The sequence below is a fragment of the Sphaerisporangium perillae genome (assembly GCF_023276435.1).
In the GTDB taxonomy this organism is placed as follows: Bacteria; Actinomycetota; Actinomycetes; order Streptosporangiales; family Streptosporangiaceae; genus Sphaerisporangium; species Sphaerisporangium perillae.
Map to the genome: position 1 here is coordinate 35,187 of NZ_JALLPO010000007.1, position 19,155 is coordinate 54,341.

General features: G+C 67.3%; 22 protein-coding genes and 1 tRNA gene. 6 read left to right on the top strand and 17 right to left on the bottom strand.

The window, feature by feature from the left end; translation table 11 throughout:
• Window positions 1-55: 55 nt before the first annotated feature.
• Window positions 56-925, bottom strand: a complete 870-nt coding sequence (locus tag MYF83_RS08460) for a sensor histidine kinase (protein WP_248959665.1) — start codon at window positions 923-925, stop codon at window positions 56-58.
• A 187-nt stretch (window positions 926-1,112) separates the two neighbouring features.
• Here MYF83_RS08460 and MYF83_RS08465 point away from each other — a divergent pair, with 187 nt between their 5' ends.
• Window positions 1,113-1,745: a hypothetical protein gene (locus MYF83_RS08465; protein WP_248959666.1), complete on the top strand. Its 633-nt coding sequence runs from the start codon at window positions 1,113-1,115 to the stop codon at window positions 1,743-1,745.
• Window positions 1,746-1,843: 98 nt separating this feature from the next.
• Here MYF83_RS08465 and MYF83_RS08470 read toward each other — a convergent pair whose 3' ends face one another.
• Window positions 1,844-2,416 (bottom strand): sensor histidine kinase, encoded by a 573-nt coding sequence (locus MYF83_RS08470; RefSeq protein ID WP_248959667.1) that lies wholly within the window; start codon window positions 2,414-2,416, stop codon window positions 1,844-1,846.
• Window positions 2,417-2,715: 299 nt separating this feature from the next.
• Between MYF83_RS08470 and MYF83_RS08475 the strand changes: the two genes are divergently transcribed.
• Both MYF83_RS08475 and MYF83_RS08480 read left to right on the top strand, forming a co-directional pair.
• Window positions 2,716-2,949, top strand: coding sequence for an RNA-binding S4 domain-containing protein (locus MYF83_RS08475; RefSeq protein WP_248959668.1), 234 nt, complete (start codon window positions 2,716-2,718; stop codon window positions 2,947-2,949).
• Between the two features lie 159 nt (window positions 2,950-3,108).
• Window positions 3,109-3,184 (top strand) — tRNA-Arg (locus MYF83_RS08480).
• Window positions 3,185-3,342: 158 nt separating this feature from the next.
• On the opposite strand, the gene MYF83_RS08485 is transcribed toward MYF83_RS08480, so the two are convergent.
• From MYF83_RS08485 to MYF83_RS08515, 7 genes are all read right to left on the bottom strand, one after another.
• A complete protein-coding gene (locus MYF83_RS08485; RefSeq protein ID WP_248959669.1) occupies window positions 3,343-3,951 on the bottom strand; it encodes a hypothetical protein in 609 nt (202 codons plus the stop codon).
• Entirely contained in the window at window positions 3,948-4,994 is a 1,047-nt protein-coding gene (locus tag MYF83_RS08490; RefSeq protein ID WP_248959670.1) for a PASTA domain-containing protein, read from the bottom strand. Before MYF83_RS08490 ends, MYF83_RS08485 begins: the two co-directional genes overlap by 4 nt.
• A 210-nt stretch (window positions 4,995-5,204) precedes the next feature.
• Window positions 5,205-6,320, bottom strand: a complete 1,116-nt coding sequence (locus MYF83_RS08495; protein WP_248959671.1) for a hypothetical protein — start codon at window positions 6,318-6,320, stop codon at window positions 5,205-5,207.
• A gap of 11 nt (window positions 6,321-6,331) precedes the next feature.
• Entirely contained in the window at window positions 6,332-8,215 is a 1,884-nt protein-coding gene (locus MYF83_RS08500; protein ID WP_248959672.1) for a protein phosphatase 2C domain-containing protein, read from the bottom strand.
• Complete coding sequence (locus MYF83_RS08505; RefSeq protein ID WP_308201417.1) at window positions 8,215-9,030, bottom strand: vWA domain-containing protein; 816 nt, start codon at window positions 9,028-9,030, stop codon at window positions 8,215-8,217. The genes MYF83_RS08500 and MYF83_RS08505 overlap by 1 nt, the downstream gene beginning before the upstream one ends.
• On the bottom strand, window positions 9,027-9,365 hold the full coding sequence (locus MYF83_RS08510) for an SMI1/KNR4 family protein (RefSeq protein WP_248959674.1): 339 nt from the start codon (window positions 9,363-9,365) through the stop codon (window positions 9,027-9,029). Before MYF83_RS08510 ends, MYF83_RS08505 begins: the two co-directional genes overlap by 4 nt.
• Before the next feature lie 41 nt (window positions 9,366-9,406).
• The gene (locus MYF83_RS08515) at window positions 9,407-9,757 is read right to left on the bottom strand and encodes a site-specific integrase (RefSeq protein ID WP_248959675.1); all 351 of its coding nucleotides are present in this window, start codon (window positions 9,755-9,757) and stop codon (window positions 9,407-9,409) included.
• Window positions 9,758-10,234: 477 nt separating this feature from the next.
• Here MYF83_RS08515 and MYF83_RS08520 point away from each other — a divergent pair, with 477 nt between their 5' ends.
• Entirely contained in the window at window positions 10,235-10,678 is a 444-nt protein-coding gene (locus MYF83_RS08520) for a hypothetical protein (protein WP_248959676.1), read from the top strand.
• Between the two features lie 571 nt (window positions 10,679-11,249).
• Here MYF83_RS08520 and MYF83_RS08525 read toward each other — a convergent pair.
• Genes MYF83_RS08525 through MYF83_RS43645 form a run of 3 tightly spaced genes read right to left on the bottom strand, consistent with a single transcriptional unit; the run spans window position 11,250 to window position 12,536 of the window.
• Window positions 11,250-11,900 carry a uridine kinase family protein gene (locus MYF83_RS08525; RefSeq protein ID WP_248959677.1) on the bottom strand — a complete coding sequence of 217 codons (651 nt, stop codon included), beginning with the start codon at window positions 11,898-11,900 and terminating at the stop codon, window positions 11,250-11,252.
• Between the two features lie 32 nt (window positions 11,901-11,932).
• Complete coding sequence (locus MYF83_RS43640; protein ID WP_308201418.1) at window positions 11,933-12,295, bottom strand: SAM-dependent methyltransferase; 363 nt, start codon at window positions 12,293-12,295, stop codon at window positions 11,933-11,935.
• A 16-nt stretch (window positions 12,296-12,311) separates the two neighbouring features.
• On the bottom strand, window positions 12,312-12,536 hold the full coding sequence (locus tag MYF83_RS43645; RefSeq protein WP_308201419.1) for an SAM-dependent methyltransferase: 225 nt from the start codon (window positions 12,534-12,536) through the stop codon (window positions 12,312-12,314).
• Window positions 12,537-12,566: 30 nt separating this feature from the next.
• Here MYF83_RS43645 and MYF83_RS08535 point away from each other — a divergent pair, with 30 nt between their 5' ends.
• Window positions 12,567-12,824, top strand: coding sequence for a GntR family transcriptional regulator (locus MYF83_RS08535; protein WP_248959678.1), 258 nt, complete (start codon window positions 12,567-12,569; stop codon window positions 12,822-12,824).
• 113 nt (window positions 12,825-12,937) lie between these two features.
• Complete coding sequence (locus MYF83_RS08540; protein ID WP_248959679.1) at window positions 12,938-13,438, top strand: GNAT family N-acetyltransferase; 501 nt, start codon at window positions 12,938-12,940, stop codon at window positions 13,436-13,438.
• A gap of 280 nt (window positions 13,439-13,718) precedes the next feature.
• Here MYF83_RS08540 and MYF83_RS42500 read toward each other — a convergent pair whose 3' ends face one another.
• The 5 genes from MYF83_RS42500 to MYF83_RS08560 form a co-directional block, all read right to left on the bottom strand.
• A complete protein-coding gene (locus MYF83_RS42500; protein WP_279339290.1) occupies window positions 13,719-13,847 on the bottom strand; it encodes a hypothetical protein in 129 nt (42 codons plus the stop codon).
• Window positions 13,847-14,839: a magnesium and cobalt transport protein CorA gene (locus tag MYF83_RS08545; protein ID WP_248959680.1), complete on the bottom strand. Its 993-nt coding sequence runs from the start codon at window positions 14,837-14,839 to the stop codon at window positions 13,847-13,849. Before MYF83_RS08545 ends, MYF83_RS42500 begins: the two co-directional genes overlap by 1 nt.
• A gap of 253 nt (window positions 14,840-15,092) precedes the next feature.
• On the bottom strand, window positions 15,093-16,652 hold the full coding sequence (locus MYF83_RS08550; RefSeq protein ID WP_248959681.1) for an alpha/beta hydrolase: 1,560 nt from the start codon (window positions 16,650-16,652) through the stop codon (window positions 15,093-15,095).
• A gap of 724 nt (window positions 16,653-17,376) precedes the next feature.
• On the bottom strand, window positions 17,377-18,405 hold the full coding sequence (locus tag MYF83_RS08555; protein ID WP_248959682.1) for a sensor histidine kinase: 1,029 nt from the start codon (window positions 18,403-18,405) through the stop codon (window positions 17,377-17,379).
• 59 nt (window positions 18,406-18,464) lie between these two features.
• Entirely contained in the window at window positions 18,465-19,121 is a 657-nt protein-coding gene (locus MYF83_RS08560; protein ID WP_248959683.1) for a response regulator transcription factor, read from the bottom strand.
• Between the last annotated feature and the right edge of the window lie 34 nt (window positions 19,122-19,155).

Consider the following 19,155-nt stretch of genomic DNA (forward strand, 5'->3'; position numbering starts at 1 on the left):
CGCCCGTAGTCGACGGTGACGGCCGCCCGGCCCGTACCGTGCTTGAGCGCGTTCGTCAGCGACTCTGCAGAATGCGATAGCCCGCCAGCTCGATCGCGGGCGCGAGGTCGCCAGGCGTTCCCGAGACGGCCAGCTCGACGTGCATGCCGGCACGGCGGGACCGTTCTACCAGGTCAGCGGCGTCTTTAAGGCGATGCCCGACCGGCCCCGGATCGTCGTCCTCGGCGCGTAGCAGCCCGATCATGGTGCGCATCTCGGCCATGCCGCGAACGCTGTTCTCGCGGATCGACTCCAGCACCGTGCGTACCACCTGGGGGTCGAGATCCTGCCTGGCCAGCACCGCCGCCGACTGGATGGCGACCGCGCTGAAATGGTTGGCGATCATGTCGTGCAGTTCCCGGGCCATGCGGGCACGCTCGCTGGTCACGGCCGCCTGGCGGTCCAGCTCGGCGAGCCGGGCCGTCTGGTCCGCCCGGGTCCTTTCCGCGATCGCCCGGTCACGATGGTGCCTGACCGTCATAGCGGTGATGGCCGGGGTCGTCAGGACCAAGGCGGCCTGGACGCCGCCGATCGCCAGAGCGGTCCAGTCCTTCGCGACGAAACCGCTGATGGCGCCGACCACGACGGCGAGTACGGAGGTGGCCCGGACCAGCCAGGTCGCCAGCCGATGCGAGCTGTACAGAGTCGCCGCGTAGATGTTGTCGGTAAATATTAGGATCGTGCCGAGAGACGGAGCGAGACGAGCGTCCGCGATGACCGCTATCACGCCGAGGACGAGCGCCGCCACGGGTGCGCGCCGCCGCACCAGCACGCCAAGGCAGGTGATCCCCAGCGGGATCGTGAGCAGCGCGACCGGCTGGCCGCGGTGGACGTAGGCGCCGCCCGCGAGCAGGATCAGCCCACCGGCGAACGCTCCTGCGGCCATCAGGGCATCCTGCCGAACCGCCTCCATGGCCCTCATCTCATCACGTTCCACCAGATCGTCATTCCATCAGCAACACTCGCCCGCCCGGCACCGCCTCCGGCAGGGTGCGCTCGTACATAGAAAGATGTAGCCCGGCTCATCACCGCCGACGACGACAGGCCCCGGCACATGGTCAAGGCTGTAGAGCATGATCCTTGCTGTCATCGTCGGCTGCGAGATCGGCTTCTGGGTGCTGCTCGCCCTCGGACTGCTCGCCCGGTACGCGCTCCGCGCCCGCCGTCTCGGCGGCGCGCTCCTTCTCTGCGTGCCCCTCGTCGATGTCGTCCTGCTCGTCGCCACGGTGGCCGACCTCCGGACCGGCGGCTCGGCCACCTACAGCCACGGGCTCGCCGCGGCGTACATCGCCTATTCGGTCGTCTTCGGCCACCGCACGCTGCGCTGGGCGGACGAGGTGGCCGCGCACCGCCTCGCCGGCGGCCCGCCACCGCGCAAGCCGCCCGCCGGAGGGATGGCGAGGGCCGGATACGAATGGGCCATCTGGCTGCGCATCGTGCTCGCGTACGGCATCGCATGCGCGCTGCTGGGGATCACGATCTGGGCCATCGGTGACCCGTCGCGCACGGAGGCGCTCTCGGCGTCCATGGCGGGCCTCGCGAAGATACCCGCGATCGCCCTGCTGTGGCCGCTCAGCTACACCCTCTTCCCCAAGAAACCGCGGCCCGCGCAGCACCTCACACCGAACCCGGACTCCGCCCCGAACCGGAACTCGAACCCGTCCCAGTCCCTTACCTCCACCCCCACACCTGGCCCGCACCTGTAGCCGGACCCGGACCCGCACCCGCGGAGGACAAGGGCTTAGCGAAACGGGCGAATGGGCGAAATGGGCGCGCGGCTCTCGTCGACGCCGCCGGACTCCGGCTACAGCTGCCGGAACGGCAGTTCGGCGTGTACCCGCCAGCCGCCTTCGTACGGTCCAGCCGACACCGATCCGCCTACGTTGCCGGCACGGCGACGCATGGTCTCCAGCCCTTCGTGCGGGCCCCGGGAGGCCGGCGTCTTCCCGTTCATGGGGCTGTCCACGGTCAAGGTGAGCACACCGGGCTGGTAACTCAGGACCACTGTGGCGCTCCCGATGCCGTGTTTGAGGGTGTTGGTCAGGGCCTCCTGGATGATCCGCATGCCGGCGAGATCGACGGGATCGGGCAGGTCGCGGGGCGATCCGGCCACGTGGAGACGTATCGTCAGGCCGCCCCGGCGAGACGACTGGATCAGATCGGCCAAGCTCGGGCGCGGATAGTCGTACTGTGTACGGAGCAGAAGCCGGTGCAACTCGGTGACGTGCTGTGTGTGCGTCTGCGCCGCCACGACCCTGTTGCGCCGCCGCATGAGCAGTGCCAGGACGATGATCATAGCTCCAAGGCAGGTCAGCCCGATCGCTACGGCGACCTGCGCCGAGAGAGCGCCTCCGTACAACCCTGGCTGCTGATTCATGCCTTCGATCCGCAGGTCCTGACCTTGAGAGCCACGTCCGTGACCGAGGTGGTCATTGCCGTCCACGGATCGCGCCACGCCCGGGATCACGAAACTTTGCAGACGTATTGTCCGGTTTAGAGGGCTTTCGAAATCGATTTCACGAGTGTCCCCCGCTGGAGGTCCCCACCGACGCCACTGCGTACGCGCCGCTCCGCGCCCGCGCCGGACGTCTCCCCCCTCCTGGCCATAGGCTGGCTCGTCCCCCCCCGCGAACCGGACATATCCCCGCCTCCTGCGGCTCTGCCTATGCTGAGGACGTGGACGAGAACTTCCTGGAAGAGACCTTCCAGCTGCGCAGCGACTTCATCCCTCTGTGTGACCTGCTGAAGTACTGCTCCGTCACCGAGAGCGGCGGCGAAGCCAAGCACTTCATCGCCGAGGGCAACGTCATGGTCGACGGCGACGTGGAGCTCCGCAAGACCTGCAAGATCAGAGCCGGCCAGATCGTCAGCGGCCTCGACTTCGAGATCCGCGTGGTAGCCGCCCCCTGACGCACCTACACCCGCTCCCGATACCAATGCCGAACACCCAGGCAGGACGCCACACGGCCCTCGGCTCCCCGGATCCACCCCCATCACCCGGCACCAACTCGCCTCCGATACCGGTTCGGCACACTCCCCAAGACCCGCTATGCTTATCCAGGCAAGCAGGCGGCCGTAGCTCAATGGATAGAGCATCTGACTACGGATCAGAAGGTTGGGGTTTCGAGTACCTCCGGCCGCACCACACACGAAAGGCCCGTCACCAGGGAAAACCTGGGACGGGCCTTTGTGTTGGCCCGGTCACACCCGGCGGCTGAATTCTGGGCGCCCACAGGTGGGGCGTCGTGCCGCCGGCATTATGCCCGGCACCCTCCGAGGAGTCGACGCCGTGCGGTGACGCACTCATGATCGCGATGCGTCCGCTCCACCTAGAGGGATCCCCTCACCGAGCCTGAGCTGGAGCGGCATGGTGAGTCTCGCCGTGTTCTGGGCCACCGGAAAGCCCTCCACGCTCCACGTTATGCTCGCCGTGCAGTCGCCCGCGCGCAGGCTCATCAGGCGACCGTTGCGAATGCTCGCCTGGAGCAGGACGACGTCGAACTCCAGGTCGATGCCGAAGTCGACGCGGGCCACGTGCTGACCTTCGACGTACACGTCGACGTAGGGGGCGTGCTTCGACGTGATCGTGTGTCCGGCCAGCCGCACCATTTCAGTGCTTCCGGGTTGTTCGACGCTCCTGCGCGCGGCGAGCGCCAGCTCCCGGTACCGCTGCCAGCCGCCGAGCAGTACCGCGCCCAGGTCGATGCCGCGTAGCAGTTCGCCGCCCGCTTCGGCGACCCTGCCGTTGAGCGCGTCGCGGAAGACCGAGCCAGCTCGCTGGGCGCCGTCCTCGACCCGCTCGAGCGTGCGGCGCGCGTCGAGGACCCGCGACAGTTCCACCGCCGCGTTCCTCGGGTCCGCGAAGAGCAGGAGATCAGCGGTGCCCGGCTCGGTTTCGATGTGGACTGTCACGATACGACCTCTCTCAGTTCCTGGCGGCCGGGGTCCGCGAACAGCTCCACCCGAATGTCCGGTACCGGGGCGGACGGGGCCGCGCCATGCGAGGGAGAGCCGGTCAGGTGGATCTCCAGGCGCGGGGCGGGATCGGGTTGCGGATCGCAGTGGATCGACGGCACCTGCTGGGGCTGGGTTTGGGACGGGAACTGGGGATACGGCTTGGTTTGGGACGGGGACTGGAACTGGGCCTGGTGCGGGTCGCTCGTTGGCACGGTACGGCGGGCCCGCAGGGTACGGGCGACGAGGACGAGGGCGAGTGCCACTCCCACGAGGACGACCCCCAAGAGGCCTGTCGGGACCAGCGGCGAAGAGGAGCCACTGTCGTTGGTGGAGATCTTCCCAGGACCCGTTTTGCCCCCGCCTCCACCGCCGCCCCGGTTTGGCGCCTCCGTCACCGCCTCCTGCAGTGACACCGTCACGGTCGCGCCCTCGGAAACCTGGCTTCCGGCCGCGGGATCCTGACTGCTGATCTCCCCCGTCTCGGGCGAGTCGGGATCCACGCGGAGCACCAGGCCGACCTCCGAGAGTTGCCGCCTGGCCGCTGCCGGGCCGAGTCCGATCAGCGGCGGCACGGTCACTTGGGGCTTCCCCTGCGGTGGTGCCGGAGTGGTGATCTTGGGCGAGGGCGGATTCGGGGGGACCAGGTCTAATCGCACGGTCGTGCCGAAGCTCACCAGTTTGCCCGCGGGCGGATCCTGGCCGTCGACCTTCCAGTCGGCGCTCGCGCTCGCCGGCTGCGGGTCCTTGCCCAGGCCGGCGGCGTCGAGGTCGGTTTCGGCGTCGGCGCGGGAAAGGCCTTGCACATCTGGGACCTTCGGGCCGACCTCGAGGATGACCGTGTAGACCACGTCGTCCTGGATGGCGATGCCGTGGTCCGCCGAGCAGTTCTCCACCACATAGTCGATCACGTAGGACATCGAGGTCGGCAGGAGGGTCTGGGGAATCACCTGGATGTCGATGTCCGCGTCCGGCACGCTTAGAAGCGTGTCTCTCGCCATCTGGAGCTCCTGCCCGCGTAATACGTCGGGTGGTTCACAGCCGACAGGCACGGCTGGCGTGGGGGACGATGGCACCGGGCTTAGGAACACGGCCAATGACACGGCGAGCGTCGAGAGGTGGCGGAACATCGGCTACCCCGCGGGGGATCCGGTCATGACGCCCGGAACACTGCTGGTGCTTGCCATTTGATTCACTCCCCTTGAACGAGGTCACTTACCCAGGGCGATGATGAGGAAGAAGAGCACGATCAGCACGGCCCCCGCCACGACCGCCCACTTCACTTTTCCTCCCGAACCTGCCGAACCTGCCGAGGTGACCGGCACCGCAGGCGTGGCCGGCCCCGGAGGCGTGGCAGTGATCGGGGCCGGTGTCACGGCCGACTCGCCCGTCGGCCAGGGCTTCTTGATGAAACCGTCCACGTTGACGTAGAGCCGCTCCCCGATGACCATCCTCGGCCACACCGCGGCCGCCTCTCGGAGCCGCTCCCGCACACCGGGCGGCGGCAGGGTACGGCTGCACTCGATGAGCGTGTCAGCGAGGGCCGACGGCATGACCCTCCGGAGGACCACCGGATCCGGCTGCCAGGTTTCGACCGTCTCCTGGACGCAGCGGACCACCGCCCAGGCGAACTTGTAGTGGTCCGAGGTCACGTCGAAGGCCACCCCACGCTGCTCGACCGGGAGCTTCCACTGCTCCGGGTCGACGGGAGGCATCGCGCCCTCGCCCAGGAGCGGCACGCAGGAGTCGCAGTCGAGGAGGTACGCCTTGGGACGCGGATCGATCGTGAAGACGGCGTTGCGCAATTGCAGATCCCCCACCGCGTACCCGTGCTGGTGCAGCCAGGTGACGGTGTCCAGCAGCTCACCGAGCACGGCCAGCTTGTACGGCGGCTCGTAGTACGCCTTCTTCACCTCGTACCGTTGCGCGATCCGCCTCGCACGGTCCGGGCTCCGGGTGAGCTCGTCGAGGTGACGCGGGGTCTCGGTCACCTCGCCCGAGCCGGAGGTCCGTAGTTCGAACATCGACCTTTCGGCGAGCCTGATCAGAATGCCCTCGGCCCTGGCGGGCGTGCCCACGGCGGCGATCGGCCAGGCGCACCTCTCGTCCAGCACCGCACGCTCCTCGTCCGAGAGCTCCCTGCGCCAGCGGATCATGGAGTGCAGCGCAGGGACGCGCACCTCGTCGGCGGTCTCGGACTTGTACCTCTTGAACAGGTAGGTACGCTGGTCGGGGGCGATACAGAGCTGCAGTCCGTCCGTCTGCCCTCCGTCACGGAGCACCGGCCCCTCCCCGGTGAACGTCAGCTCGCCAACGCGGACGATCATCGGAAGATCCGTCACGGCACGGCCGTATCGTGGCGTCCGGCCCAGATCGCGACCACCGTCCGGTCGTCGTCGAAGGTGGAGAGGCGGAAGTCGACCTCCCGGACGAAGTCCACCAGGCTCGGCGGCGTGCGCCAGGTCTGGGACAGCCGCTGGGCCAGCGGGGTCCGGCCGCCCGCGACGCCCGCGGCGAAGCCGTCGCTGCTGAGCACCAGCAGGTCACCCGCGCGCCACGAGAACACCTGGACCTGGATGTCGGCGAGGTCGCCCGGGATCGCCGCCGTCACGTTGTCGCCGCCCCCTCCCCCGCCCGCCAACGCCTGCCACTGGCCGCCGGTGACGAGGATGGCTGGGGAGTCGCCGACGGCGGCGCACACGGCTTGCCCCTCTCCCTCCGAAGGGAGGACGGCCACGGTCAGAGTGGTCCCGGGCCGTGCGGAAGGGGCGCGTTCGGTATTGGTGCCCGGCCGCGGCGAGCCCAGGGACTCGGTGGTCCGCCGGACCGTGTCGGACACGCAGGCGAACACAGATTTCCAGTCCCAGCTCTGCGGGCGTTCACCGGACCGCAACGCGGAGTCGATCCCGTCCAGCGCGGCCCTGACAGCGACCGTGGACGCGATCTCCGCGTGGCGCGCGCTGCCCAGGCCGTCGGCCACGACCGCGATGACCCACCGCTCGTCGCTGCTGAGCCGCACGCCGTACGCGTCCTGCCGGGTCTCGCCGCGGAAACTGTGCGTGCGGCCCCGTACCGTGGCGGCGCGCACTGTCGTGCCCTTGACCAGGCCTCCGTCGAGCGCAAGCCCGGCATCGGCCGAGGTGGTGCTCCAGGGCAGGTGCACGGCGATCCGCCTGGGCTCGGGACCGACGACCACGCGGGTGTCCTGCGTGGCAGCGGACTGCGGCGCATCGGGTGTCGCCACGTGCGGCTGCCTCCCCCCACGCACGGCGGTCGTCGCGGGACGCCAGCCGAGGAGGTAGAGCGCGGTGAACGCCGCCGCCCCGCCCAGCAACAGGGCCAGGATCATCTGTGCCAGAGGGAACCCGGACGACGTCGACACGTTGTCGCCCGCCCAGTCCCTCGCCACGTCGGCCGGCCTCTTCCCGTTGTTCTTCACCTCGGTGAGCAGACGGTCGACGACCTGCGGGGTGAGCGCGTCCGTCACCTCCTGGAGCACCCGCTCGGCCTCCGGGTCCCCCTTGGCGACCTGGTCGCTGGCGAACACGCTCAGCGTCCGGGGGGGCAGGATATTGTCCGGGTCTTCGAGCGGGACGAGGTTTCCCTTCTTCGAGCCGGCTGGGACGATCGCGCCTCCCGTGAAACCGGACCGTGTCAGGGCGGCGTCGAAGGCGGCCTGGTCGGCCTGATTGCTGACGGCGAGTCCCCGGTCGGTCAGCGCCCGGTTGAACACGCCGAACTCTGGCGGGACCAGGACAGTGACGCGGGCCGTGTTGTTCTGGTACTTCTGCGCGAATTCGGCGATCGTCCGGACGTCCCGCTGCAGCGAGGGGGACACGGCGAGCACCGCGCGGCTCTGGATCGCCGTCCTGCTCACGAGTGTGTGCCCGGGGAGGGCGGTGAGGAGTCGCTGGTCGTCCGGCGTCGACGGGCCCGGCGACGCGGCCACGAGCACGTCGAGGTCGTAGTCGACGGCGACCCGTGCGTCGTCCGGCTGCTTCGCGTAGTCCGCGACCTCGGCCACCTTCTTGGCGACGCCGTCGAGGCCGGCCCGGTCGAGCGCGGCGGCGTAGATCTCGGCGACGAGCTGCTCACGCTCTCCCGCCCGCGCGTTGACGATGATCTGCCGCCCCGAGTCGCCGGACCCGCTGCAGCCCGCGACGGCGAACCCGATGACGAGGGCGGCGACCGCGCTGGTACGGACCCGGCCCGGCGGGCCCATCAGGAGCCTCCGCACGGGAGCCGGCGCATGCCGGCCGGAATCGGGATCACGAAGTCGGAATTCCTGATCGAGCTGCCGATGCTGTCCTGGACCGCCTGGGCTATCGCCGCCACCACCTTGACCGCCTGGATCGACTCGTCCGCGACGTACGCCAACGGGTTGTTCCGGAAGGACGTCGCCACCTGGCAGAGGGTCTGCTCGGTGACCTGGCCGAAGCCCATCGCCGTGATGTGCGGGCGGTGCGGGAACGCGGGGTCGGTCAGCCTGGCACGGGCGGGCAGCCAGACCTCGGCAGGCTGGCGGCCATTTCCGACGAAGGGCTCGCCGTCGGTGATGAAGAAGACCACCGGGGTCTTGAGCTGGTACTGCCCGGCCAGGCGGGCGCAGTCGGCCTGGATGAGCTGCCGCAGGGTCAGGAACACCTGCTCGTAATTGGTCTGACCACCCTTCGGCAGCGCGGGGATGTTGCTCGCGTCACAGGGCCGGGTGAGCGGGAGCACCACGTCGGCCCTGTCATGGAAGGCCACGATGGACACGTGCGCGGCCTCGCTCACCCCCGGATCACCGGCCTCGAGCTGAAAGAGCAGCTCCCCGACACAGTTGGAAAGGATGTCGAACGGAGTCTGCCTGCCGTCCTCGCGGGGGGCGTGCATCGAGTGGGACACGTCGCACGTGATGTAGAAGGGAAATGCCCTCGGAAGGGCATAATTGTAGGCAGGCTCCGGAGAATGCGACACGGCGACTACTCTCCTCAAGATCGCTGACGCGGACGGCCCGAGGCACGCGATATGGGCCCCCAGAGCGGACCCCCTCACCCCATTAGATACGTCGCGAAGGCCCCAGCATTACTCATTTTCGGGAATTCATAGCCGCGGCACGGTGCCAGACTCTGACAACGCCGGTCTGCAGGGTCGGGAGCCGGCGCGGTTCGTCGTTTTTCATCGATGATCCACTCCAGGTCGAGCACCGGGCCAGGGCGCACACCAGGACCGAACCGGAGCAGAAACGAGCGGAACTCCCGAGGCAGAGGCGCACCGATCACTTCTTCAAGCGCGCTGACCTCGGCTGCCGGTAGAGCCATAATCGTCGAGGAATCGGCGATCTGGGCGAGTTCTTCACCCAGCGCATCCAAGCTGATCTTTGATCGCATGATCTTTCCTCGGTACTCCCACGCCGGGTCAGAATAGCGATCTAGAACGCGAAGGGATTCGCCAGTCCACTGGCCAGACCCTCTTCGCCGACGAGGTCTATGCCGTCCCACGCCAGCCCAAGCACCTCACCGCGCCGCAGGCCGAGCACGAGGATCAGCACATAAGCCGCGTAGAGCGGATCATCTTCCGCTCTCAGAAGGTTAGGGTTCGAGTCCCCCTCCCCGACGCCGAACTCCACCTCTTCGACACCGGCCACTTCGCGCTGGAGGAAAACCTCCCCGAAATCGCCCGACTCATCGCCGACTTCCTCGACCGCACCTGGACATGACCAGCACACCACCGGGTAACTGGGCACGTTCGCTCGTACCCGGCTGAGCACATGGATCAGCACACCGACAGCTGTCGCGTCACAACGAGATCGCGCGGTAGCTCAGCGCCGCATCGATGATCTTTTCGGCGGGAGCGTCCTTCGAGCACAACACCTACTTCCTCGACATCGCCGCGCTGCGGGGGCAGGTACCCGGCCGTGCGGTGGCACAGCTTCGCCGAGTGGGCCCAAACAATCGACGGGGACCGCCTGCTCGACAACTGACACATCCGCCGGCGTGACTGCCCAGCCCGGGTGGTCACGCAGGCGGACGTGGCCCGACCAGGAGCACAAGTCGGACACGCCGCTCGGGATGAGGAACGCGAGCCTGAAACGTAACATAACGGATTAAAGTGCAGAACTCGGGCATTAGTGAGGATTGTCACATCATGGGATGATTGGGACTAGAGGGAACGTAAGCATCGTTAACCCCTACGTAACACGCTGCACGCTCATTTCTGAAGCCACTGGGACAGCGTGCGTATCTAGGGGGATACGACCATGAGTAAGATCACACGGAGTAGCCTGGCAACGGCGGCCGCCACCCTGGCGGTCGCGGGCGGCATCATCTTCACCACGGGGGGCGCCGCTTCGGCGGCCACATCAGACAGTGCCAGCCGTACCGTCACCGTCACCAAGGTCGTGCGACACAACACCGACACGCAGCGCTGGGACGGCAAGCGGTGGTGGACCCGCACCAACACCCACAGCTACTGGTACGGCTCCGACCACGGCGACCGCTACCGGTTCGACGGTCACCGCTTCGCCCGGTGGTTTGGCGGCAAGTGGAAGGTGGTGTCCTCCGACTACGCCCATCACCACGGTTTCGACCCACGCGACTTCGACGGTCAGTCCGGCCACGGTCAGTCGGGCCACGGTCAGTCCGGCCACGGTCAGTCCGGCCACGGTCAGTCTGACCAGAGTCAGTCCGGCCACCAGAACTAAGGATTGAGGGCGGCCGGCTCGGTGTCCCGCTGGGCCGGCTCGTGCCTTGTGTGACCGTGTCTTCATGATCCGGGGGCTTAGATGAGGGCGTCGCTTCCGATGACGGGCGGAATCGAGAGACGTCGTGGCGGCGGGGCGGTCGCGCCCGGCTCGCCGCTGGGCGCCCTTCTCTCCCACGAAGACCAGGCCGTCATGCTCCGACTCGCTGAACCGCTGGAGATGCCAGGACAGGTCACCGACGATGATCTGCGGCAGGGGGACGATCCAGGCGCCCGCATCCGACTTGGGCCGGCCGGTGACGAGCTTCCCCGTCCTCATCTCCGAGACCGACGCCTCGATCTTCGCCATCCGTGCCGTGAGGCGAGGTTGTAACGCCGGAGGGCGGCGAGTTCACCCCATCGCATACCGCCGAAAGTAGCCAGGAGCACCAGGGCGCGGAACCGGCGAGGCACAACATCGGCCAGCGCGAAAACCTCCGAGACGGTCAGCACGGGGCGTTCCTCGGGACGCTCTACCCCGGCGTTCTTGATCTCGAACCGCTCACCCGCGTTCTGCGGGTGGGTCGGCCGACCTAAGGGCTGGTCGGCGGGGCGACGACCAACTCGGTGTCCGGGTCGTGGTCGATCTGCGGAGGGCCGGAGACGATCATGATGGCTCGCGCCCACGGCTGTTCTCGCAACATGAACGGCAGTTCCTCCAGCAGCCAGTTCGCCACGTGCTCCAGCTGCTCGGGGGAGTCACCGTCGCGGACGACCAACAAGCGCTCTTGCTCATCGAGGTCACCCTGCATCCACACCGAGGCGTCCAACCACGGGGCAAGCTCTTCGCGGATGATGCCGGTGCCCTCGACCCAGATGAAGTCGGCACCGGCGGGGATGGTGATCGATCCGGGCCGGTCGTGGGTGATCCAGGCATCAGGGCGGAAGTCCACCGCCTCACCCCGGTGCAGGGGTTGCAGGATGTTCTCGACGAGCACGGCGCCCCAGTCGAAGTAGGCGTGGTTCCAGGCGATGTCGTCGGTGTGCACGATGGCGGAGTTGGGCACCACCTTGCGTAGCCGCTCGGCCAGGGTCGTCTTGCCGGCGCCGCCCCGGCCGTCGATCGCGATCACCCGCGGACGTCCGGTGACGTCGGGTGATGCATCGCGCAGCTGCCGGACGGCGTCGAGCACGGTCACCACCCGCCAGCCAACGGCCTCGGTCTCGCCTGGATGTAGATGCATCGACAACCTGTCTCCGGAGGTGAGGACAAAGATCAGCAGTTGAGCCGCTGCCGTCGACCAGTCACGCTGAACGATGTACAGCAACACCGCCTTACACGATCACACGCCACCAGCCCGTATCTACCGTCCGACCAGGCCGCGAGCTCGCCGACCTGGCAGCGCCGTTCACTCGTAATGAGGTGATCAGTTGCGGCAGGTTCAGGCGGCGTCGCCCCCTCATAGGCCGCCGTCGCCGCCATCAGGTCCCGGTGCCGCTCCGCATGCGAGATCACCAGGTACGACCCCGGGGCCATCGCCTTGACCAGCGTGGCGACGATCCCATACGGATAATCCTCATCCGGGATGAAATGCAGGATCGCGCACAGCACCGCCACCGGCTTGGAGAAGTCGATCACACCCCGCACGTGCGGTTCACTCAAAGATGGTCCATGGCTCGCGCAGGTCGCCGGCCATCACGTGCGTGTCGGCCAGGAGCGCCCGGGCGTGCACCAACACGAGCGGGTCATTGTCGACGTACACGACGCGAGCCCGCGGGTCTGTGCGCTGGGCCACCTGGTGGACGTTCTCTTGCGTCGGCAGCCCGGTTCCGATGTCGAGGAACTGCCAGATGCCGCACTCGCCGGCCAGGTACCGCACCGCCCGACATGGCTTCCTACGGTTGCCGTCATGGTCGAGCTGAAGCCGAATCAGCCCAGGTGGCGCCAGGTCCACGCGATCATGCGCGAGCGCATCCGCACCGGCCAGTACAAGCCGGGCGAGCGCATCCCCTCACTCATCGCCATCGTGGAAGAGTTCGGCATCGCCAACGCCACCGCCCAGAAGGTCATGCGCGCTCTCCGAGCAGACGGCCTCATCCACACCGAGTCCGGCATGGGCTCCTTCGTCACCGAGCCAGACGAACGTGAGGTGCTTGAGCCCCAGTAAACCGCCAGTAGGACAGCCATCCGTCCGGCGCGTCCACCACCGCCCGGGGCTGTTGCGAAAGTGGATCAAGGGGCTCGTTTGGCGGCTGGCATGGGTCATGTGATGCTGCCGCTATGACTGATCAATGCGAGGTTGTCATCGTCCGCTGGCCAGGTCAGAACCCTTCCACTGAAGACGGGCTGGCCGGGTTGTTGGCGGCCTACCATCTGCGGACGGAGGCCGAGAAGGGCGAGGCCGTTGCCGATGTGGACGGGTTGCCGGACCGCTACCGGGCGGAAATCTTGGACCCGCACACCGCGTTCGTCGACGATGTCGTGCTGGTGGCCCTAAGCGGGGACACCGCCGTGGGCTGCCTGGTGGTGACCGCCTCCGTCGGCGGGCGGTCAGAGGTCAAGAGGCTCTGGACGGACCCGGCATTCCGGAGCCGAGGCATCGCGTCCGGGCTGCTCAGCGCCGCACTTGCGCATTCTGCGGAAAGCGGCGTCAGCGCCGTACAGCTGTCGGTGTGGAAATGGCGGGCAGGTGCGATTGCCCTGTACGAACGGCTCGGCTTCACCGTCACCGAGTCATGGGACGAGCGGGATCAACTGGTGTGCATGGAGCGCGCTGTGTGAGTGGTCACAGCCACTCGTTGATGGCTGCGACCAGCACGGTTGCCTCGTAGCGGACGGCTAGCTTGTCGTGCCTGGTGGCCACAGCCCGGTGGCGTTTGAGGCGATTGATCCCGCACTCCACCGCGTGGCATTCCTTGTAGTCGGTCTTGTCGAACTTCGGCGGCCGGCCGCCGCGGGAGCCGCGTTTCCTGCGATTGTGGACCTGGTCGGCCTTCTCCGGGATCGTGCAGTAGATTCCGCGCCTGCGCAGCTAGGCGCGGTTCGCGCCCGGCGTGACGGCTCAGGGGGTGGGGCCGGAACCGCTGGGGGCGAGCAAGATGATGACTGTCAGGAACAGGATCCAGGCGATGGTTGCGGCCAGCAAGAGCCTGCTGGGAGAGAGCCTGCGGCGGAAGGGGTTCGGGGTCATCACAGCCACCCGCTCTTGCGCAGCAGCCGGTAGACGATGATCACGGCGATGACCATGACGCTCAGGCTCAGCGGATAGCCGAGCAACCAGTGCAGCTCGGGCATGTGATCGAAGTTCATGCCGTAGACGCCCGCGATCATGGTCGGGACGGCGATCAGAGCGGCCCAGGACGAGATCTTGCGCATGTCGGCGTTCTGCTGCATCGCTGCGGCGCTCTGTTCCCGGCTCACCAGAGCCAGATGGGCGCTCAATGCACTGGTGAGCAATTCGTTGTGCTCATCGACCTGGGCGTCAATCCGGAGCAGGTGGTCCAGGACGTCACGGAACTGGTCTCGGGCGACGGTGCACAGCTCTACCCGGCCTTTGACGATCTCCTCAAGGACCGGCACCAGAGGATCTTGCGCGGCGCGGAACTCCAGCACCTCGCGTTTAAGGGAGTAGATGTCCTCGGTGACATCGGCGTACTCGCCGCTGAAGACCCGTCGCTCCAGGGCGATGAGGTCCTGTTCGACCTCGTGGGAAATCTGCGAGTAGGTGTCGACGACCTGGTCGCAGATCGCGTACAGCACTCCGGCAGGGCCGGCGGCGAGCAATGCCGGGTCGGCTTCGATGCGCCGGCGCACTCCGTTCAGCGGGTTGGCTTGGCCGTGGCGGACGCTGATGACGAAGTCGCCGCCCAGGAACAGGTTGATCTCGCCGACCTCGATATCGGAGGTCTCCTCCACATACAGAAGCGGCTTGAGCACCACGAACAAGGTGTCGTCGTAGCGTTCGAGCTTGGGCCGCTGGTGGGCGTGGATGGCGTCCTCTACGGCCAGCGGGTGCAGCTTGACCTCGCTGGTGATCAGGTCGAATTCCTCCTGGGTGGGCTCATGCAGGCCGATCCACAGGAAGCAGCCGCCTTTGGCGCGGGCGTCGTTGAATGCGTCGCTGATGTCGCCAGATACGGTCTCACGGACGCCATTGCAGTAGATCGCCTTATCCACAATCACACAAGGCATTGTGACGGATCGGACAACCATCCTTTGCCAGCGTTGGGACCGGTCGACGTGTTCGGCAACCCGGCCCCATCCACAAGCTCACCTCCGTACTGGTCTCCTCCAAAGGCCGAAAGGCCGAATGGCAGCCAAGCAGACCAGCTCAGGCGGAGTCATCCCCCGAGCCGGTCTGCTCGCGTCCCGATGTCCCCTCTTCATGTCTGCTGAGGGGTTATGGCGCGGTCGGCAGCGTGCGAGAAGCAGGGGTTCAGCTCGGCGAGCCAGGGAGAGGTGTGGGCCTCGTGCCCTCACCCGGTACTTCGATGGCCGGGCAGCTGACGCCCTCATCGGGGGTCTTGAGGTCGATGAGGAAGGCGTCGATCATGTCGTTGATGCACGTGCTCGGCCCGAATGCGACGGTGGACGGGTAGATGGTGTGCCCGAACCCTTCGTAGGTCACAAGGGACGCACCGCTCTGCTTGGCGGAGCTCTTGGACCACGCGTACACGCTCATGGGGTCATTGATGTTGCCGATCATGACCAGCGGCAGACCGTCCTTCACCTGCAGAGGCTTCTGGGGGTTGGTGGTCTTGCCTTGCCACCCCACACAGTCCAGTGCGCCGGCGGTGGCGTTGGGGTTCCACTCGATGTTTGGGTACCGCTTGGACAGCCGGGCGATGTAGCTCTTGAGCTCGGAGTAGTTCTTGATCTCGAAGGTCCAATCCTGGCACCACATCGCCTGCCGCGGGTTGGTCATCACCTCGGGCAGCTTGGGCTGCTGCGGCGTGGTCGTCGTCGAAGGCGAGGGTGAAGGTGAAGACGAACTTGTGCCGTCGTACAGCGACTTGAAGATCGTGGCCAGGTCCTTCCAGTACTCCGGTCCGCTGACGGCCGAGGCTCTGCTGGTCAGCATGTCGAAGTCGACCTTCACACCGGTGGTCGGGTCCACCAGTTTCCCGCTCTTGGCACGCTCGCGGAGGACACCGTAGACCTTCCTGGCGTCCATTCCGTACAGGGCGCAGTCGGAGGTCTCGTCGCACCAGTCTGCCCACTGGACGAAGTTCTTCTCCATCGCTGCGGTCTGGCCATCCAAGAAGTCCCACGCGGTTCGCAGGCCGCGATCCACATTGCCGTCAGCGACCAGGGCCCGCACGTGCTGGGGGAACTTCTCGGCGTACTGCTGGATCATGAGGGTTCCGTAGGAGTACCCCACCTGGGTGATCTTGTTCTCGCCCAGGGCGGTCCTGATGGCGTCGATGTCCCGGACGACGTGCAGGTTGTCGACGTGGTCGTACAGGGGGCCGGTGAGCTTGCGGCAGTTCTGGCTGAGCTTCTGGTTGATTCGTCTGAGGGCGGCGAAGTCGGCCGCGCTCCGGCTGGCCTGCCTTTTGGCCTCATCCGCTTGGGTAAGCAACTCCGTGGAGCACTTGACCGGGGTGCTGGTGTTGACACCGCGAGGGTCGAAGCCGATCACGTCGAAGCGTTCGCTGATGGCCGAGGTGAACAGGTCCGGCTTCCGCTTGAGCTCGTCGACACCGGAGACTCCCGGGCCGCCCGGGTCCATGAGGATGGAGCCGATGCGGGCGCCCGGCTTGGTGGCCTTGCGGCGGGCCAGGCCGATCTCGATGGTCTGGCCGCGCGGCTTGGACCAGTCGAGCGGGACCTTGATGGTCGCACACTCGACCGCTCCCTTGGCGTCCTTGCAGGCATGCCAGTCGATCTTGCTCTTCGCGGCGGCGTGGGCCGGGACGGCGGTGCCCGCCGATGCCGCCAGCATCAACGCGGCGGCGAGAAGGGCGGTCAAGGGATCGGTGCGGGGTCTGGTCAAAGAATGACTTTCCCGGATTCGAGGCCACATAGGGCGTCCTTTCGTCGTTTGAGGAGGAGTTCGACGAACAGGGGCGGCATCATGCGCAGGTTGCGGTGGTGCTCACCCGTGATGCTGAGGACGGGGTATGGCGGTGGCGGGCGGCCGGCGTGGCAGGGGTCGTTCGTCATGACCCATGTTTGTAGCGAGCCGGCGGTTTCGGCACGGTATCGTCTGCCGGGATGTTCTACCTGGTCACAGGGCATGCCGATGCCCGGCGCCGCACTGCACGTCGCTCACCTGGTCGGTCTGGGCGCGCACGTACACCGTGGAGGGGTGGCCGTCGAAGTTCAGGTACTTCTGCGCGGCCGACCAGCACCGAGGAGTCGATCTCGGGGGTCAAGGCGGCGGGCTGGAGTATTCCGGCGAGGTAGAACCACTGGCCGCCGACCCAGATGCGGGCGTCCGGGTGGATCCGGGCGATGCCCAGGCGGGCGGCGGCGTCCGAGCCGAGCACCGCGACCGGTTGCGCGGCGGTGGCGGCGTTGAGGTAGCGGCCTTGGGCAACGGTGGTGCGTACGGCCGCGGGCAGGTTCAGGCTGGCGGCGTGGACGGTGATCGAGTTGGTGTTGATGCTGGGGATGTGTAGCGCTTGATCACGGTCGCGATCAGCGAACTCACCATGTCGGGATGGATCGGCTCACCCCACCCGGTCGTGAACACGTGGACGTCGGTCCCTCGCCACTCACCGGCCTACTGCTCCCCGGAATTGGCTCGGGCCCGCAAGTCTCGAGAGGCGGCAGCAGACCGTCAAGCCGCCGCCCGGATTCGGTCGTGCAGTCACGGTCATCGCGTGGGCTCTCGCGATTGAAGCGACGATGGAAAGGCCCAGGCCTGCGCTGTCGGCGCTCAGCGTGCGGTCGGGGGTCATGCGGCGGAAGGGCTCGAACAGCTCGGGTATGCGTTCGACCGGGACCTCGGGGCCGGTATTGGACACGACCAGCCCACCATCTGGTGTCACACGCACTTCGACGTTCCCGTCGGGCACGTTGTGCCGGACCGCGTTGTCAACCAGGTTGGTCACCAACAGGGTCAGCAGTACGGGATCCCCGACCACGGGGGTGGGCTGGGACTGCAGCTTGACCGTGGGGAAGGCGGCGACAACGTCCGCGACGAGCCGGTCGAACCGCACGGCCTCGACGTCGTCGAGGCCGTGCTCGCTGTGCGCCAGCACCAGTAGTCCGTCGATCAGCCGCTCGGTCCGCCGGTTGGCCTCCAGCATTTCCGCTCGAAAGCGGTCGATCCGGTCAGGGGTGGGATCGGCCAGGCCGATCTGGATGGCCGCGCGCTGAATGGCGAGCGGCGTCCGCAGCTCATGCGAGGCGTTCGCGATGAACCTGCTCTGTGCGGTCACCGCGCGTTCGAGCCGGTCGAGCATGGCGTCGAAGGTGTCGGCCAGCTCCTTCAACTCGTCCTTCGGGCCCTTGAGCGCGATCCGTTCGTCCAGGTTCGTCAGCGACAACCGCTGGGCGGTCGCCGTGATCCGCCCCAATGGCCGCAGCGTGCGCCCGGCCAGCCACCACCCGGCCCAGATCGAAACCGCGACCAGCACCACCCCCACGACCAGTGTGATGATCGAAGGTTCGGGGCCGCTGAAGGCCGTATGCCTCACGATGACGGGCTTGCCGTCAGGGACGGGACGGACGGTGGCCGTTTCGATTGTCGTTTGCCCTATAACGGCGTATGTGATGAAGACGTTGACGGCGACCAGCACGGCTATGGACGTGGCGATGAAGAGGACGCTGTAGAGCGCGGCGAGCCGGACCCTGAGCGTCACGACAGGCGGTATCCGCTGCCTGCGACCGTCTCGATGACCGGAGGGTCGCCGAGTTTCGCGCGCAGCTTGCTCATGGTGACCCGCACGACCCCGCTGAACGGGTCAGCATGCTCGTCCCAGGCCCGTTCCAGCAGTTCCTCCGCGCTCACGATCGCGCGGTCCGCCCGCATGAGGACCTCCAGTACGGCGAACTCCTTGCGCGACAGCGCCAGATAGCGGCCGTCCCGGAACGCCTGCATGCGCGGTGTGTCGAGGACGATGTCCCCGTGGGTCAGCAGTGGCGGGACGGGCGCCCGGCTGCGGCGTCCGAGGGCCTGGACACGTGCCACGAGTTCCGCGTAGTCGAACGGCTTGGGCAAGTAGTCGTCGGCACCGAGGCCGAGCCCGGCGACCCGATCGCGTACGGACGCCGCCGCCGTCAGCATCAAGATTCTCGTACGGGCACCCGCTTGCGCGAGGTCACGGCAGATGGCGTCGCCAGGCGTCCCCGGTAGGTCGCGGTCCAGCACGAGCACGTCGTAGTCGTTGACGCTCAGCCGTTCGGCCGCCGCCGTGCCGTCGTAGGCGACGTCGACCGCCATCGCGTACCTGCGCAGCCCCTCGGCGACCAGGTCCGCGAGAGCCTTCTCGTCTTCGGCCACAAGCACACGCATGACCCAAGTCATACCCGGTCAGGGGTTACCTGGG

Excerpts from the sequence above, each read along its gene's own strand:
- MYF83_RS08495 (WP_248959671.1), bottom strand. The coding sequence starts at position 6,320 with ATGATCGTCCGCGTTGGCGAGCTGACGTTCACCGGGGAGGGGCCGGTG.
- MYF83_RS08520 (WP_248959676.1), top strand. The coding sequence starts at position 10,235 with ATGAGTAAGATCACACGGAGTAGCCTGGCAACGGCGGCCGCCACCCTG.
- MYF83_RS08525 (WP_248959677.1), bottom strand. The coding sequence starts at position 11,900 with ATGCATCTACATCCAGGCGAGACCGAGGCCGTTGGCTGGCGGGTGGTG.
- MYF83_RS08470 (WP_248959667.1), bottom strand. The coding sequence starts at position 2,416 with ATGAATCAGCAGCCAGGGTTGTACGGAGGCGCTCTCTCGGCGCAGGTC.
- MYF83_RS08510 (WP_248959674.1), bottom strand. The coding sequence starts at position 9,365 with ATGCGATCAAAGATCAGCTTGGATGCGCTGGGTGAAGAACTCGCCCAG.
- MYF83_RS08535 (WP_248959678.1), top strand. The coding sequence starts at position 12,567 with ATGGTCGAGCTGAAGCCGAATCAGCCCAGGTGGCGCCAGGTCCACGCG.
- MYF83_RS08500 (WP_248959672.1), bottom strand. The coding sequence starts at position 8,215 with ATGGGCCCGCCGGGCCGGGTCCGTACCAGCGCGGTCGCCGCCCTCGTC.
- MYF83_RS08465 (WP_248959666.1), top strand. The coding sequence starts at position 1,113 with ATGATCCTTGCTGTCATCGTCGGCTGCGAGATCGGCTTCTGGGTGCTG.
- MYF83_RS08540 (WP_248959679.1), top strand. The coding sequence starts at position 12,938 with ATGACTGATCAATGCGAGGTTGTCATCGTCCGCTGGCCAGGTCAGAAC.
- MYF83_RS08560 (WP_248959683.1), bottom strand. The coding sequence starts at position 19,121 with ATGCGTGTGCTTGTGGCCGAAGACGAGAAGGCTCTCGCGGACCTGGTC.
- MYF83_RS08460 (WP_248959665.1), bottom strand. The coding sequence starts at position 925 with ATGGCCGCAGGAGCGTTCGCCGGTGGGCTGATCCTGCTCGCGGGCGGC.
- MYF83_RS42500 (WP_279339290.1), bottom strand. The coding sequence starts at position 13,847 with ATGACCCCGAACCCCTTCCGCCGCAGGCTCTCTCCCAGCAGGCTCTTG.
- MYF83_RS08490 (WP_248959670.1), bottom strand. The coding sequence starts at position 4,994 with ATGGCGAGAGACACGCTTCTAAGCGTGCCGGACGCGGACATCGACATC.